Genomic DNA, 15,864 nt, shown 5'->3' with positions numbered 1-15,864 from the left:
AACCAAGTAAGAAGGTGCCGACGTGACTTTGAATATCATTAATAGAGAGGTTCACAGCCTCTTCGATCAATTTGCGAACCTCATGCAAGGGCAATCGCTGTATTGTGCATCGGAGCAGCATATTTCCATCCCGCCTGAAGTTGGGCAGGGATTTATCCTCAGGACGCGAATCCGCTCCGGTATGGAAATCGTGGTGACTGACATAACCTACAAGCAGAATATGAAGCTGCATATTCAGGAAGCTTGTCCGCTATTTGAATTAAGCTATTGCCTTAATGGCGAAATTTATTGCGAGTGGGATGGCAAGGAAAACTTGACGGATAACTGGACGGGCAACGTTTTGTTTTTCGAAAATGAATTGGTGTATGAAGAGATGAAAGCCAATATCCGCAATCATATGGTGGAAATCCGGTTATCTCCGCAGGAGTTGTTTCATTACGCGGCCGATATTACCGAGAAACATAGGATGGAATCCTGGTTGCAGCGGCATAAGGGCCGAATCGATAAATACCCGAATACGCCGGAAATCCATAGATGTGTTTCGGATATGCTGAACTGTTCTTATGACGGGGCGATGAAGAGGTTATACATGGAAAGCAAAGCCATGGAGCTAATCGCTTTGTATGGTGGAGTAGCTGAACATAAGGCGGCGGAAGGAAGCCGATTTTTGACCCGTGATGACTTGGAGAAGCTGGATCAAGCCAAAGAGCTGGTTATACGTCATTTCGAACACCCAATGTCAATTCAAGAACTCTCCAGAAAGATCGGACTCAATGAATTCAAGCTGAAAAAGGGTTTTCGGGAACGTTTTGGCATGACCGTATTTGAACTGGTGCGCAAGCAAAGGATGGAAAAGGCCCTTTATTATATGGAAGTGCAGCGGATGAATGTCGGGGAAGCGGCCGTGTCTGTTGGCTACAGCAACGTCAGCAATTTCACGGCAGCTTTCCGCAAAATTTATGGATACAATCCGAGCGAATATCTAAAAATGTTGCCTCATCGTGAAGTAAAAATGGATTAAGAGATTTGAAAAGGGACTTCGGGCATGCCTCTCATGTTCGGAATCCTTTTTTGTTTGCTCCGCTCCTTTTATAGGGAAAGAAAATACCTTAGCAGGTAGAACGCAGTTTCATTTTCAATGATAATGATTATCAATTGGTCATGCTATATTCGAGATTTGATATGCTGCTTGCAAGCTCCGGACGTGAAAATTATGATTATTATCCTCCATCGTGGTGCGTGATTGATGGAATGATCGAAGGGTCGGGCGGAGAGTACATGCAGATGTCGGACGGGGGTATCGAAATACAAACCGAGGCGATCATTGCCGCGAATCCGGATAAAATCATACTAACCCATTTTCAGGAAACAGATCTTGAAAAAATCAAAAACAAGCTGCTCACAAATCCGCGTTTCAAGAATATCAAAGAGATTCAGAGCGGGAATGTCATGGTTGCCGATTATACCAATGCCGTCCGGGGCAGCTTAGAACCCTCGCAGATTTGTATAAGAAAGTGGCCCAATTCATACATCAGAGTTATTCGGAGGGCGATAAATTATGTTTGCACTGCAAAAACAGAAGCCAACAAAAGGACGTTGGCCCGATTTAGGAAAGCTGGCAAGAAGACGTTCTGCTTTTGTCCTCATGATTTGTATGTTGGCTTTCGCTTTGATTTATTCCATCGGATTGGCTTTGTCGATCGGGCAAGTATCGGTATCTTTTGCGGATGCGATGCGGATTGTCATAAAGCAGATCCTTGGGATTGCGCCAGATCATTTTGATGAGACGATGCCAGCGGCTGCCGCCGATATCATTTGGAACATTCGTTTTCCAAGGGTATTGCTGGCCATGATTGTTGGCGCAGGGCTTGCCTTATGCGGGACGGTCATGCAGGCTTTCGTGCAGAATCCGCTCGCGGATCCTTATATTCTCGGCATCTCGTCAGGCGCCTCGTTAGGTGCAACATTCTCCATTATGTTGGGGATCGGGGCAGCCGGTATAGCAGGAAACATGGGAGTCGCCTTCTGGGCTTTTACCGGGGCGTTAGTAGCGGCCGGAGCAGTGATGACACTGGCAAATTTGGGCGGGAAAATATCATCTGCGAAGCTGGTGCTGATGGGTACCGTAGTCAATGCATTATGCAGTGCATGCTCCAATTTCATCATATATATGGCCAGCAGTTCCGAGGGAATCCGCACAGTCACATTCTGGACGATGGGAAGCCTTGCTTCCGCCAAATGGGACAACTTGCCGCTGATTGGAAGCATAACGGCCGTCGCCGTATTCTTTTTTTATCATGCAGGCGCGGGTGCTAAATACGATGCTGATGGGGGACGAAGCGGCCGTGACGCTTGGCATGAACCTGAAAGCCTATCGAGGATTGTATATGGTCATTTCTTCGGTTTTGACGGGGACGCTTGTTGCCACATGCGGCATTATCGGTTTCGTCGGGCTTATCGTTCCGCATATCGCTAGGAGCATGGTGGGCTCAGACCACAAACGGCTTTTGCCTGTAGCGCTATCTTTCTCATTTGGACGGATGTGCTGGCGAGGACGATTATTCCAAACAGCGAACTCCCGCTCGGAATTGTAACGGCAATTCTTGGCGCACCAATGCTGATGTATATGCTGTTGAAGAAAAATTACGGATTTGGAGGGAAGTAACATGGAGCTGGCGGTCAATGAGGTTGTTGTTTCCATGAACGGAATCCGTATTGTCAATGAGATTTCGCTTTATGTTGGTCGAGGCAAATTCGTTGGTTTAATCGGACCTAACGGCTGCTGTAAATCCACGCTGCTAAAAACGATCTACAAGGTGATCAAACCGCAGCGGGGGGCGGTGTTTTTGGATGGGATCGATGTTTGTAAATCGAGTCCGAAGACCGTCTCCAAAAAAGATGGCCGTAGTCGGACAATTTAACGATATGAATTTTGATTTCACGGTGCATGAAATGGTGATGATGGGTCGTACCCCGCATAAACAACTTTTGGAGTTCGATCGCAAAGAGGACTATACAATCGTGAATGAGGCCCTTAGCAAGGTGGATCTTCTCCATTATTCGGACCGCAGTTATTTTACGCTTTCTGGGGGCGAGAAGCAGCGGGTCATTCTGGCCCGTGCCATTGCACAACAGCCTGAGCTGCTTGTTATGGATGAACCAACCAATCATTTGGACATCAAATATCAGCTGCAGCTATTGTCTGCCGTCAAATCGCTGCGAATCGGCACCTTGGCGGCACTGCATGACCTTGTCGCTTGCGGCGCTGTATTGCGATGTGCTGTATGCAGTTAAGAATGGGGAGATCGTGGCGAGCGGCACACCAGAGCAAGTGTTGACCAAAGCTCTTGTCCAGCATGTCTATGATATCGACTGTGAAATCTACGCCAATCCGGTGAACGGGAGACTGGCCTTTGCGTTTAATCCGATTAGAGACCGGTGTAGGGAGGGAATTAAATGAATGAACCATCCACTGTCCATACAAGGGAACTTGATGCGGCACCGCAGGCCGATCCGCGCCGCTGGGTTGCTTTGAGCTTGATCTTGCTGCCGACGCTTTTGATTTCGTTGAATAATTACATGATGCAGGTGGCACTTCCGTTGATGCAAACGAGCGTACATGCCAGCTTCGCCGAAGCGCAGCTTATTTTCTCAGGTTATTCGGTAGGTCTTGCCGTTGCTTTGATTTTGGGCGGGAAGCTGGGTGACATCTATGGCAGAAGACGCATGTTAATGATCGGAGTTTTGGGTTTTACTTGTATGTGCCTGTTCGCAGGATTGGTGTCGGACCCAACTTTACTCATTATCATTCGCATCATTCAGGGATTATCAGCAGCGATGATTCAACCGCAGGTTCTGTCAATTTTGCAGAGCGGCTTCCATCAGAGCGAAAAGGGGTTAGTTTTTGCCATCTACGGGGCCGTAATTGGCATTGGCTTCACCCTTGGCCTGATTTTGGGCGGTTTTTTGGTGGACTGGAACCTATTCGGCCTTGGCTGGAGAATTGTCTTTTTCTTTAATGTGCCATTTGGGTTGCTAGTGCTGATGGGATTGCCGATTGTTCCGGAATCGCGCGGGCATGCCAATCAAGGTATCGACTGGATCGGTCTGGCTCTAGTTATGCCTGGATTGCTATCACTCATTTATCCGTTAACGATAGGGCAAAAACAAGGCTGGCCGATATGGACCTGGGGATGCTTGCTTTTATCCGTTTTGCTTTTGCTGGTATTTGTTCTTACGCAGAAGCGGAGAGAAGAGACGGGACGCACGCCGCTCATGGAACTTTCCATCTTCAAAATAGGTTCATTCCGGATCGGAATTATCACGGAGGTAGTTGTTTATTCCAGCATGTTTACTTTTTTTCTTCATATTAAATTATTATTTGCAGGCGGGACTGCATTTCGATCTTAAATCGACAAGCCTTGTTTTTTTTGCCGATTGGCTTAGGATGTTTTTCCACTTCATTATTTTCGTCGCGAATGGTGAAAAGATGGGGGGGATAAGGTATTGAAAACAGGCGTTCTTACGATGGGGACTTGCTTATTTTTGTTGATTTGGTCTCTGCATGCGGATGGGGTCCATTTACTCCAGATCCAAAACATATTGATTCTGTTGGTATATGGATTTGGGCTGGGCATGGCTACAACGCCGCTTGCCAACACGATATTGAAGCGCGTGCCGACGGCATCGGCTGGAACCGGTTCAGGGCTGTTTACCACCTTTATGTATATAGCGAATGCTTTGGGCGTGGCGCTTATAAGCATTTTGTTTTCCTTTTCGCTCCATGCGTCCTTTGCTGAAGCAGGCCTATCGGATTACGTCAGAGCCTTCTCCGTATCGGCTGCTGTGTGCGGAACATTAGCTTTTGCCGCATTTGGTTGCATTTGTATGCTCAAGGGAGAGCGGAAGTAATGTAATTTCAGGTAGCATACCCTTGAGGTATTAATTACTTGGCTTAGTCTTTAATTTAATTGTGGATTTTAAATTTAGATTTCCTTTTCGATTGACAGCAACAAGAATACGTGATAATTTAATGGCAGGATAATAAAGGCAATGCAACCTTTGGGTTCAACCTCGCTGAGAAGTGGGTTGGACCCTTTTTGTATTCCAAAACTAGGGGAGGATTCGTAATGTTGAGAACAGAATTGCTGTTACAGCGGCTGGGCGAGATCGGCAAGTCGCTCGAACGCAAGGGGGGAGCTTTTTTTATTATTAGGAGTTGGTTCCGTTGGGGTCGAGACAAGACGGTTGGATGAATATTCGGATTTAGATTTCTTTGTCATTGTAAAGCCCGGGGAGAAAAACAGATATATAGACCGATTGGATTGGCTCGAGGACGTACACCCTCTTGCCTATTCGTTTAAGAATTCGGATGTTGGCTACAAAGTACTGTTCGAGGACGGTATTTTCGGGGAATATGCTGTATTCGAGGAATGGGAGCTGGCGAACGCGACCTATACGGAAGGCCGGGTCATATGGAAGGACCCCATGTATGCCAATACGGCAATCGCCAAACCTTCCAATCCGGTCCCCAGCCTAAAAGTGGATTCCTTGGACTTTCCTTTGAATGAAGCGTTAACAAATCTATACGTGGGGCTCGGTCGCTATGCAAGGGGAGAGCGTCTATCCGCGACGAGGTTTGTTCAAGGTTACGCAGTGGACAGGATTCTATCCGTGCTCCATCTACTGGAGCAAGAGGTGGACTACTTTCCCGACCCATTCGGCAATGAGAGGCGGCTAGAGAGGAGATACCCCCGTTTTGCGGAAATCATAGGAGATATGATACAGGGTTACGATCATGTTCCCGAATCGGCTCTTCGTATTTTAAATTTCATAGAAGAAGTGTATCCAGTCAATCGAAGGTTGAGCGATGAGATACGGCGATTGGCTAACCTGACTTGCCGATAGAAGCAACGCGGGGATCCACAAATTCTCGTTAATTGAAGCGTCAAACAACAGTTCACTACCTCTTTGACGCTTCTTTGTTGCGGATCTTTGGTTTATTTTATGTTTACCCGAGAAAGAGGGCTGAAACGGTCCTGTCTAATGACACAAAAGTGTCTACATTTAATAAAGCTGAAAGGCCTGATTTGTCGGGCTTTTATTATTTTTATGTACCCAAAATTGTAATTAAAAAATGCAAAAAAGTGACCACATTGTAGGATTTTGTCACAAAATTGGGTACATTGTGGAGGACCCTTGTCGATTAGGTGTTCCAAACAGAATTGGCGGAACTGCTCAATATATCAGATATGCAGCTTTCCTACATTACGAATGTTGATGTAGGAAATGGTTTAATAGGTGCAAACGAGATGAGTAACTAAATTTACGTTGTTAGTTGCCCGCATCCATTTTCTGTCCGTTCTGAAAGCCTGCCCCCCAATAACCTAGTGGTTCACCTACACGTACCTGGCTTCCTAAACATAGCTCTTGGAGAAACTCGAAAGATCCGTTCTCAACGAAAAGAACAACGGTTGACCCGAACTCAAAATAAGCAAGCTCATCCCCTTTATTGAGATGGGTCGCGAGCGAGTTCGTATAATTGATACTGCTTACGTTCATTGCACCGACTTTAACGATAGATAAAATGCCGTATAGATGCCTCATATAAGTGATCAGTCGCTCGTTACGACTTAATACTTTGTGCATATGCTTTAACCCAAACTCGTTTACAGGATACGTTCTTCCTAAAATATGGTTCTTCGCAATGATCGTTCCGGTAACCGGTGAGTGAACGCGATGATAATCAGATGGACTCAAATAAAGTACAATAAAGAAACCTCCACGATATCTGTTAAAGGTTGGAGCAGAACCCAACAACTCGTCCGTAGTATAATTCTGGCCTTTAACATGGATTGCACTTTTATCGTCTATTCGGCCTATTCCGGTAATGGTGGCATCCACGGGACTGACTAACGCGGCGTTATCTGGATTAATCGGACGAAGGCCGTCCTTCAAACGTCGAATAAAAAACTCATTTAATGACTGATAAGCTTTCAAAGGCTTTTCAGCATCCTCGGTACGAATTCCATACGCTCTGGAATACCAGGGAAGAAGCCAGCGGCTGGTTCTTGTTTTAGTAAATGACCCGATCAACTTTGAGGACCATTTATGAGATGTCAGTTCAGTTAACGTATGAAATAAACGTTGAATCGCCATAAGTATCGCCAACTTTTCTTTGATTATAAAATGATTTAAGAAGCATTATATAACAGGGTTTCAAGCCGCATCAATTATGATTTGCCTATCGCAATGATAGGTTTGCTTGAATCATAGGATAAAACTATCGTTTTTATAATATTAACAGAATAGTCTTATCGTAAATTCGATATTATACTCAACTTATGATCTTGTATCGAGATTTCCAAATTTTAAGCGAATAAATAGCATGCAGGAACGAGGGCGATTATGGAAACGAAAATAGGCGTTTTAGCACTACAAGGGGCAGTGGAAGAGCATCTGAACATGATTCATGAAGTTGGTGCAGTTGGCATTGCCATCAAACGAAAAGAACAATTAACCGGTATAGATGGCATCATTATTCCTGGAGGTGAAAGCACAACAATAGGGAAAATGATGAAGAAATATGGGTTTATCGAGGAGATTCGATTGTTTGCTATGTCTGGAAAACCTATATTTGGTACCTGCGCAGGACTGATTGTTCTTGCCAATGAAATAGATAGTGGTGAGGAAGCTCATCTTTCTCTCATGAATATGAGAGTATCTCGCAATGCCTTCGGACGGCAGAAAGAAAGCTTCGAAACTGTTTTGTCGATAAAAGGTATCCCTCAATCTGTTCGGGCCGTATTTATTCGAGCTCCTCTAATCCAAGAGGTAGGCACTGGTGTCGAGGTTTTAGCAACCATTCATGACCGAATTGTAGCAGCAAGACAAGGACTTTTACTCGCGACCTCCTTTCACCCTGAATTGACTGATGATACTTCATTACATTCCTATTTTCTACAAATGGTCCTTGAATCAAGAGATTGCGTAAGAGGATGAGAAACGAATGAACCGAAAACGAATGTGCTGCATTTGCCTGTATATCAGCCGGGGAAACCGATTGAAGAAGTGAAGCGTGAATTGGGTTTGACGGAGGTGATCAAGCTAGCCTCCAACGAAAATCCATTTGGTTGCTCACCAAGAGCGATTGTGGCAATCCGTGCATAAATGGAAAACATCCATTACTATACAGACGGCGAAGCTGGTGCATTGCGGCTCAAGGTGGCTGAGCTGCTCGATGTTCAGCTCAATCAGATTATTTTGGGCTCAGGGTCGGATGAGGTGATTCTGATGCTGGCTCGTGCTTATTTGGTTGCGGGGGATGAGACGATGATGTCGACGCACACTTTTCCCCAATACAAACATAATTCAGAGATAGAAAACGCAGTCTGCATTGAGGTCCCGCATAATAAAGAGGGGAAACATGATCTCCATGGCATGCTGTCAAGAATGAACGAGCGAACTTAAAATTGTCTGGATTTGCAATCCCAATAATTCGACGGGAACGATGGTTAGTCATTCTGAATTAGAGCGCTTTCTGCGCCTGGTTCCGCCACATGTGCTCGTGTCGTGGTGGACGAAGCCTATTCCGATTATGTCACGCATAAAGATTATCCGGACGGGCTTCGTCTGTTGAAGGACTATCCTAATCTTGTTCTTCTCCGGACATTTTCGAAAATATATGGACTGGCTTCCATGCGAATTGGATACGGGATCGGACACCCTGATGTGATCCGTACAATCAATCAGGTCAGGGAACCGTTTAATACGAGTCGATTCGCACAGGCAGCAGCCTTTGCATCGCTGGAAGATCAGGCGTTCGTCGAGAGATGCCGTATGCACAATCGGGAAGGGGTCATTCAACTCAGTTCAGAATTTGACAATATGGGATTACGTTATTTCGAACCGCATGGCAACTTTATCTTGGTTGATGTACAACGCCCGTCCAAAACCATGTTTGATGAGTTGCTTAAGAGAGGCATTATCATACGGGGAGGCCATGCCCTGGGTTTTCCAACCCACATCAGAGTAACGGTTGGAAGTGCTGAACAGAACGACAAGATTATTGGCCGCACCAAGTGCAATGGCGTACTATCCTAAAGTCGGGTTTGAGAAAATAGAAAATGGTTTTGTGATTAAGCGTAAGAAATAAGGACAGATGGAGAAGGGAAGAGAAGCTGCAATGGCTGAAAAAGAATTTGGGCCGGGGCATCTTGCCCTGCCGGAAGATGTCGGGAAGGTCGCGCATCTTAGTTGCCTACAGATCCCCAGCATCGGTCTGGCTGCAACTGACGGCACTACTGTTGACCTTGCAGAAGGCGGCTTAACCGTTGTCTACGCGTATCCGCGTACAAGCCCCGCAGTCGGCGGCGCTCTGGAAGGATGGGATGCAATCCCCGGGGCACGCGGCTGCACTTCGCAATCGTGCGCATTTCGCGATCATTTTGCCGAGCTGAAGGGGATGGGCGTCGAGCGGCTGTTCGGTCTTTCAACTCAATCCACGGACTACCAAAAAGAAGCCGCCGAGCGGCTTCATCTGCCGTTCCCTCTGTTGTCAGACAGTTCGCTCTCCCTTTCTCGCGCTTTGGAACTCCCACTTCTTGAAGTGGGAGGAATGACACTCATCAAAAGGCTAACCTTGATTATCGATAATGGAAGGATTGAGCATGTGTTCTATCCAGTGTTTCTACCGGAGCGAAATGCCTCGGATGTAATGGCGTGGCTTTCATCGCGAAAAACCTAAAACCTGTTACATCACAGGATGATGTGTTATATCCAGAGCATGCTACAAGACCGTTTCAGCAAGTCGATACATGCCTTCCACGATAAGCCTTTCGTCTACCTTGGCAAAGCCCAATACCCACCCTTTGCGTCTACTCTCCAAACAATAGGAATGAAGCTGGTGTACCCGAACTCCGCCCTGAAGCGCCCGAAGGGTCATCGTATCCTCGTCAAACGATTCATCCGCTTCCAGTAGTACATGCAAGCCGGTTTCAATCCCTTGCAACGTGAACTTGTTTCCGAGACCACTGGCTGTAATCGCCTTTTGCATGACTTCATGACGACGTCTATAAATATTTCTGGCTCGTCGCATATGGCGCATAAAATACCCATGCTCGATAAAATGTGCTAGTGCCACTTGTTCCATGATCGGGAGGTGGCGATAGGTGAATGCTTGCACGCGAGCCAGTTGTGCAATGGCTTCGGCAGGGCCGACAATAGCGGATATGCGAATGCCCGGCATGGTCAATTTCGAGAAACTCATTAAATAGAGACAATTTTGTGGAAGTTGGCTAAATAAAGTGAGCATCGGATCTCCACGGTACCGGAATTCACTGTCATAATCATCCTCGACAATCCATGCACGTTGCTGAGCGGCTCTATGCAAAAGCTGTTGCCTGCGTGGTTCTGATAACATTACACCTACGGCACACTGATGAGCAGGGGTCACAAGTATGAGCTTCGCGTCAGCGGGCACCTTCTCTATGACAAGGCCGTGCTCATCAACAGGAACTGGAGTAACCTTCATTTGCCGGTATTTCATCGTCATCCAAGCAACCGGATAGCCTGGGTCCTCGACGGTTACGATATCTCCTTTGGTCAAAAGTGCTTGTGCGATGAGATCAATACTGTGCTGGGCCCCGGATGTTAGCAAGATTTGATCCGTTTGCACATGAATCCCGCGTTCTAGCGATAAATATCGTTGGATTTGTCGGCGTAACGGCTCAAAACCATAAGCATCCCCGTAAAACCAGGAAGAAACATTGAATTGGGAAGAGGCATTCAAATACGATTTGCGCCACGCTTTTAACAACTGCGTATCTACAAAAGGTTGATAGGGACTAAAATCAATGACCGATTCCTGATTATCCTTACTTCTAAACCAGTGTTGCGACTGTTCGACCAGCAAAGGCAGTTCAGGAAGCTGTGGCGGATCAAGTGAGGGAGCACATTTGTCAGTGATCTGAATCCAATCATTAACGCGTGTCCCCCCGCGTCCTGATGTTACCGTATAACCACGGGTTAGCAGTTCATCATACACAATTTGGATGGTGGAGCGGGACACTCCCAACTGCTGGGCGAGCTCTCGAGTGGGCGTCAAGAGCTGCCCTGGTTTCCAGACACCATTGTTAATATGATCGATGGCTTGATCGAGCAATTGCTGCCATAGGGGTCTTTTATCGTCCCGGTTTACTTTCAGCAATTTGATCCCCCCGTATGGAATGAAGTGAAATTAGCGCCCTTTTTGGATTGCTCGAATACATAACTTTTGGATGTATGTAACCAATCCACCTATTGATATACTAGCATAGTGTTCTTCTTCTATGCAATGCCGTACAGTTTTCGCATAGTGGACGATCGATGTAGTTTTATATCTTGATTCGTCTCCCGCAGGGGTGGCGGATGGTTTGGAGTTGACAATAAATTATGCCGATTTGTATGAGGTGATTAAAAAAGTAGTCGAGGGTCCACCAGTTGCCTTGGTAGAAGCTTTGGCCGAAAACATTGCATCCACCCTTCTGGATTCGTACTCCAGGATCAGTGAGGTTACGATTCGTGTGACCAAGAGAACCCTCCGGTTGCAATTCATTTTTCAGGGCTTGCTGTTGAGATTCGTCGTAAACGAATACAAGAACGTGGTATATAGTCGCAACAGCAAACTTATTGATCCAAATCTTTGAGTGAGGTGATTCAAATGGCATCTATTGAAATTCTTTCATTAAATGTGGGCATGCCCAAGCAGGTCCAATTTCAACAGAAAGATGTGTCCACAGGAATATTCAAAACGGCTACAGACGAAGCTTTGCATTTATCTTATCTAAACTTTGAAGGGGATGGGCAGGGTGATCTCGTTCATCATGGAGGCAGGGAGAAGGCTGTATGCGTCTATCCTTACGAACACTATCCATTTTGGGAAAATGAATTGAAAAGACCGTTAGAGTATGGGGCCTTAGGGGAAAATTTAACGATAAAAGGCTTGTTGGAAACTGATGTCTGCATTGGGGACGTTTTTTGAGCTTGGTAAAGCAATCGTTCAAGTTAGTCAGCCGAGACAACCTTGTTACAAGTTGACGATCAGGCACGGTGTACCGGATATGCTCTTGAAGGTACAACAAACGGGCTATACGGGATTTTACTTCCGCGTTCTGGCAGAGGGGGTTGTCTCTAAAGACGACGGACTATCGCTTCTTCATCGTCATCCTAAGGAAATTTCAGTTTCATTTGCCAATCGGATTATGCACCGAGAGAAGGATAATATCGAGGGCATCAGACAAATCCTCGAAGTGGAAGAATTGTCCTTGAATTGGAGAAATACGTTTCTAAAACGTTTGGCGGGAACCGAGACGGATTCTCGAGAAAGACTTACAGGCAACACGTAAGGCAATGAATCTGCAATGTCGTCTGTCCCTGGCCGAACATCCATCCATGAAACTTCGTTTATTCACGTCGTTAATGGCGCGTATTTTGTAATGAAGAATTGAATCCATAATGAATCGTACTCGTTCTGAACAGCTTTACCGGGAAGCACTTCAGCATATCCGTCGGGGGCGTCAACAGCCCGTCTCGTTCATTTAAGGCGGTAGGCGGCGGAGCGCCCGTATTTATGAAGAGGGCCAGAGGCGCTTACTTCTGGGATGAAGACGGCAACCGCTACATCGATTATTTGGCGGCCTTTGGCCCGATCATTACTGGACATGCCCACCCTCACATCACAGCGGCGATCACGCGCGTCGCTGAAAACGGCTTGCTATACGGCACACCTACCGAGCTCGAAATAAAAATGGCATGTATGCTCAAAGAAGCCATCCCTTCCATGGAAAAGGTCCGTTTCGTCAATTCCGGCACCGAATCGGTCATGACGACGATCCGCATCGCACGCGCTTATACGGGCAGGATTAAAATCATCAAATTTGCTGGCTGCTACCACGGCCATTCGGATCTTGTGCTCGTTGCGGCGGGATCTGGGCCTTCCACACTGGGGATGCCGGATAGTGCAGGTGTGCCGTTCAGCATCGCGCAGGAAGTCACCAATTATGATGAGGCGCAGGACACGGACGGCGAAGCATTTGCCGCTTTTTTTCGGCATATGCTCGATCGCAACGTCAATCTGGCACCGTCGAAATACGAAGCTTGGTTTCTGACGACGGCCCATACGGAGCAGGATATCGACGACACGCTTGAGGCGGCCGAAGCCTCCTTTCGCGAAATGGACAAAAATAGTGACGACAGAACGAACGCCGCTTTTGGCTTTGCAATCGGAAATTTTGAGAGGGACAAGCAACCCGTAAGATAAGAGGAGTGATCCAATGAATTTGCAAGATCGTCTGTCCACGGTCGAACATCGCATCCGCGAAGCTTGCGGGCGATGCGGCAGAAGCGAAGAGGAGATCCAGATCATAGCTGTGACGAAATATACGACGATGGAAACCGTGGAGCAAGTATTGTTGTCTGGTATAGGCCATGTCGGCGAAAGCCGTACGCAAGAAGCTCAATCTAAATGGGAGGCCTTCCATCCACGAGGAACGTGGCATTTTATCGGTCATTTGCAAACCAATAAAGTAAAAGATGTTATCGGTAAATTTGAGTATATACATTCATTAGATCGCTTATCCTTGATGAAAGAAATAGAGAAGAAGGCCGCTGATTTGAATATCGTCGTAAATTGTTTTATTCAGGTTAACGTTTCGGGGGAGGAGAGTAAACAAGGACTTTCTCCGGAAGCTTTATTTTCATTTGCGCAGGAAGTTTCACGGATGAAACAGATTCGAGTCGTGGGGTTGATGACGATGGCCCCGTACGAGCTCGATGCTGAAGCGACTAGACCGGTTTTTAGAGAATTGAAACGGTTACGCGATGAACTTAATATAAGAGATATTTTTTCCTATCCTGTGGAACATCTTTCCATGGGGATGTCCAATGATTTCGAAGTTGCGATCGAAGAAGGGGCTACCTGGTTGAGGCTTGGATCGGTATTAGTTGGAAAGGAGGCACACGAATCATGATGAAAATGGAAAGATCGCTTAGCCCAAATCGGATCGCAGAACGATCCTCAGACCGGAGCGGTAAGCTTTCCGATCTATCCGTCCACCGCATTTCAACATCCCCGCCTTGGGCAGAGCACAGGCTTCGATTACCCCGATCGAAAAGCCCGACACGCGCCGATCTGGAAAGCGGGGACGCAGGCTTTACGACTAGCTCGGGCATGGCCGCGCTGCAGATCGTCTTCTCCTTGTTCAGTACCGGAGATCATTTGCTCGTGTCGCTCGATCTGTACGGGGGAACCTAACGTCTGCTGGAGCAAGTGCTGTCCGGATTCGACGTGACGGCGACCTATATCGATACGAAAGATCTGGATGCGCTGGAATCGCACCGCAAGCTGAATACGAAGGCCATGCTGATTGAGACGCCTACGATCCCATTTGGCGGTGCAGACGCACGCAGACATTCCGGAAGAAATTCACCGCGCGGTCGGCATGGATGACCGGCTGCTGCGGTTTTCCGTCGGGCTCGAGCATGCGGACGATATTTTGGAGGATCTGCGGCAAGCGATCGAGGCTGCGGAACAGGAAATCAGCGGATAAAACGGATCGGAGGAAAACTCATGAAATACGATTTCGACAAACACATCGACCGGACGGGGACAGCCTCCTACAAGTGGGATCAATCCGAGAAGCTGTTCGGGCGCTCCGATATTTTGCCTTTGTGGATAGCGGACATGGATTTCGAACCCCCGAAGGAAGTCGTAGAGGCAATTAAACATCGAGCGGAGCATGGCATTTACGGGTATACGATGCGACCGCAAAGCTATTACGATGCGATTGTCGGATGGCTGTCGCGACGCCATGGATGGAGAATCGAGCAAGACTGGCTTTCATCCAGCCGAGGAGTCGTGCCTGCCCTGAGTCTGGCGGTGCAGACGTTCACGCAGCCGGGAGACGGCATTATTTTGCAATCGCCGGTTTATTATCCGTTCTACGATGTCATTCGAATGAATGGGCGGGAGATCGTGAACAATTCGCTAATCCTTCGGGACGGCCGATACGAGATGAATTTCGAGCTGCTTGAAAAGCAGGCCGCGGCCGGGGCGAAAGTGCTACTGCTGTGTACGCCGCACAATCCGGGCGGACGCGTGTGGACGCGCGAGGAGTTGGAGCGGGTGGCGGAAATTTGCACAAAGCACGGATTGCTTGTCGTCGCGGACGAAATTCATCACGATCTCGTCTTCTCCGGGCATAAGCACGTGCCGTACGCCGCTTTGTCCGAGGCGTGCGCGCAGCACTCCATTACCTGCATTGCGCCGAGCAAAACGTTCAATCTCGCGGGCTTGCAGGCGGCAGCCGTCGTCATCCCGAATGCGGATATTCGCCGCCAATACAATACGGCGCTCAAAACGCTGTCCATTCATATGGAGTCGTACTTCGGCCTGACCGCGACCGAGGCAAGCTATACGCACGGTGACGAATGGCTGGACCAACTGCTCGTCTATTTGGAGGGCAATCGCGATGCGTTGCTCGCCTACGTGACGGAGCATTTGCCGCAGGTGAAAGCGATGTCGCCGGAAGGAACGTATATGGTATGGCTGGACTGTACAGCGATCTCGGACAAGCCTGCGGAGCTGAAACGGCTCATGTTCGACAAGGCGGGCGTCGCCTTCGTCGAAGGCTCCGTATTCGGCGAACAAGGAGCCGGTTACTTGCGCGTGAATCTGGCATGTCCGCGCGCTTTGCTGCTGAAGGCGCTGGATAAGTTTGCCGGAGCGATTCAGGAGGAGAACGCAATCCGTTCATAACAAAAATAGACCGCAGGAATCCTGGCGATTCTTGCGGTTTTTATGGATTGCTCAAATACATCGTTTTTGGA

14 protein-coding genes and 6 pseudogenes are annotated in these 15,864 nt (G+C 47.6%); 18 read left to right on the top strand and 2 right to left on the bottom strand.

Going from position 1 to position 15,864, the window contains the following annotated elements; all coding sequences use genetic code 11:
• Positions 1 to 22: 22 nt before the first annotated feature.
• The 8 genes and pseudogenes from XI25_RS24555 to XI25_RS24530 all read left to right on the top strand — a co-directional run bounded on the left by XI25_RS24555 (position 23) and on the right by XI25_RS24530 (position 5,907).
• A complete protein-coding gene (locus tag XI25_RS24555; RefSeq protein ID WP_046680676.1) occupies positions 23 to 1,021 on the top strand; it encodes a helix-turn-helix domain-containing protein in 999 nt (332 codons plus the stop codon).
• A gap of 161 nt (positions 1,022 to 1,182) precedes the next feature.
• Positions 1,183 to 1,782 (top strand): hypothetical protein, encoded by a 600-nt coding sequence (locus XI25_RS35330; RefSeq protein WP_235440390.1) that lies wholly within the window; start codon positions 1,183 to 1,185, stop codon positions 1,780 to 1,782.
• Complete coding sequence (locus XI25_RS36560) at positions 1,670 to 2,476, top strand: FecCD family ABC transporter permease (protein WP_442950436.1); 807 nt, start codon at positions 1,670 to 1,672, stop codon at positions 2,474 to 2,476. Before XI25_RS35330 ends, XI25_RS36560 begins: the two co-directional genes overlap by 113 nt.
• Positions 2,358 to 2,665: pseudogene (locus XI25_RS37060) on the top strand (iron chelate uptake ABC transporter family permease subunit). The gene XI25_RS36560 and the pseudogene XI25_RS37060 overlap by 119 nt, the downstream one beginning before the upstream one ends.
• 1 nt (position 2,666) lies before the next feature.
• Positions 2,667 to 3,460, top strand: a pseudogene (locus XI25_RS24545) (ABC transporter ATP-binding protein).
• Positions 3,457 to 4,410 (top strand): MFS transporter, encoded by a 954-nt coding sequence (locus XI25_RS24540; RefSeq protein WP_046680675.1) that lies wholly within the window; start codon positions 3,457 to 3,459, stop codon positions 4,408 to 4,410. The pseudogene XI25_RS24545 and the gene XI25_RS24540 overlap by 4 nt, the downstream one beginning before the upstream one ends.
• A gap of 96 nt (positions 4,411 to 4,506) precedes the next feature.
• Positions 4,507 to 4,911, top strand: coding sequence for a hypothetical protein (locus tag XI25_RS35325; protein ID WP_235440305.1), 405 nt, complete (start codon positions 4,507 to 4,509; stop codon positions 4,909 to 4,911).
• 336 nt (positions 4,912 to 5,247) lie between these two features.
• Positions 5,248 to 5,907 carry a hypothetical protein gene (locus tag XI25_RS24530; RefSeq protein WP_327204857.1) on the top strand — a complete coding sequence of 220 codons (660 nt, stop codon included), beginning with the start codon at positions 5,248 to 5,250 and terminating at the stop codon, positions 5,905 to 5,907.
• Positions 5,908 to 6,333: 426 nt separating this feature from the next.
• Here XI25_RS24530 and asd read toward each other — a convergent pair whose 3' ends face one another.
• Positions 6,334 to 7,158 carry an archaetidylserine decarboxylase gene (gene asd / locus XI25_RS24525; protein ID WP_046680674.1) on the bottom strand — a complete coding sequence of 275 codons (825 nt, stop codon included), beginning with the start codon at positions 7,156 to 7,158 and terminating at the stop codon, positions 6,334 to 6,336.
• Positions 7,159 to 7,407: 249 nt separating this feature from the next.
• Between asd and pdxT the strand changes: the two genes are divergently transcribed.
• The 3 genes and pseudogenes from pdxT to XI25_RS24510 all read left to right on the top strand — a co-directional run bounded on the left by pdxT (position 7,408) and on the right by XI25_RS24510 (position 9,745).
• Positions 7,408 to 8,001 (top strand): pyridoxal 5'-phosphate synthase glutaminase subunit PdxT, encoded by a 594-nt coding sequence (pdxT, locus tag XI25_RS24520; RefSeq protein ID WP_046680673.1) that lies wholly within the window; start codon positions 7,408 to 7,410, stop codon positions 7,999 to 8,001.
• A 168-nt stretch (positions 8,002 to 8,169) separates the two neighbouring features.
• Positions 8,170 to 9,102, top strand: a pseudogene (locus XI25_RS24515) (pyridoxal phosphate-dependent aminotransferase).
• 82 nt (positions 9,103 to 9,184) lie between these two features.
• Complete coding sequence (locus XI25_RS24510) at positions 9,185 to 9,745, top strand: peroxiredoxin (RefSeq protein WP_046680760.1); 561 nt, start codon at positions 9,185 to 9,187, stop codon at positions 9,743 to 9,745.
• Positions 9,746 to 9,787: 42 nt separating this feature from the next.
• On the opposite strand, the gene pdxR is transcribed toward XI25_RS24510, so the two are convergent.
• Positions 9,788 to 11,206, bottom strand: coding sequence for a MocR-like pyridoxine biosynthesis transcription factor PdxR (gene pdxR / locus XI25_RS24505; protein ID WP_046680672.1), 1,419 nt, complete (start codon positions 11,204 to 11,206; stop codon positions 9,788 to 9,790).
• Between the two features lie 154 nt (positions 11,207 to 11,360).
• Between pdxR and XI25_RS37055 the strand changes: the two genes are divergently transcribed.
• The 7 genes and pseudogenes from XI25_RS37055 (at position 11,361) to XI25_RS24475 (ending at position 15,793) form a co-directional block, all read left to right on the top strand.
• Positions 11,361 to 11,684 carry a dihydroneopterin aldolase gene (locus XI25_RS37055; protein ID WP_082112500.1) on the top strand — a complete coding sequence of 108 codons (324 nt, stop codon included), beginning with the start codon at positions 11,361 to 11,363 and terminating at the stop codon, positions 11,682 to 11,684.
• 14 nt (positions 11,685 to 11,698) lie between these two features.
• Positions 11,699 to 12,383: pseudogene (locus XI25_RS24495) on the top strand (MOSC domain-containing protein).
• Between the two features lie 109 nt (positions 12,384 to 12,492).
• Positions 12,493 to 13,030, top strand: a pseudogene (locus XI25_RS24490) (aminotransferase class III-fold pyridoxal phosphate-dependent enzyme); the annotation flags it as partial.
• Between the two features lie 280 nt (positions 13,031 to 13,310).
• Positions 13,311 to 14,006 carry a YggS family pyridoxal phosphate-dependent enzyme gene (locus XI25_RS24485; protein ID WP_046680671.1) on the top strand — a complete coding sequence of 232 codons (696 nt, stop codon included), beginning with the start codon at positions 13,311 to 13,313 and terminating at the stop codon, positions 14,004 to 14,006.
• A 27-nt stretch (positions 14,007 to 14,033) separates the two neighbouring features.
• Positions 14,034 to 14,422 (top strand): annotated as a pseudogene (locus XI25_RS32500) (PLP-dependent transferase); the annotation flags it as partial.
• Between the two features lie 55 nt (positions 14,423 to 14,477).
• Complete coding sequence (locus XI25_RS37050; RefSeq protein WP_442950435.1) at positions 14,478 to 14,585, top strand: PLP-dependent transferase; 108 nt, start codon at positions 14,478 to 14,480, stop codon at positions 14,583 to 14,585.
• Between the two features lie 20 nt (positions 14,586 to 14,605).
• Positions 14,606 to 15,793, top strand: coding sequence for a MalY/PatB family protein (locus XI25_RS24475; protein WP_046680670.1), 1,188 nt, complete (start codon positions 14,606 to 14,608; stop codon positions 15,791 to 15,793).
• Positions 15,794 to 15,864: the final 71 nt, after the last annotated feature.

It is taken from the genome of Paenibacillus sp. DMB20 (genome assembly GCF_000987955.1).
In the GTDB taxonomy this organism is placed as follows: Bacteria; Bacillota; Bacilli; order Paenibacillales; family Paenibacillaceae; genus Paenibacillus_AQ.
The sequence above is the reverse complement of the archived record's forward strand: the minus strand, read 5'-3'. Positions and strand labels throughout refer to the sequence as shown.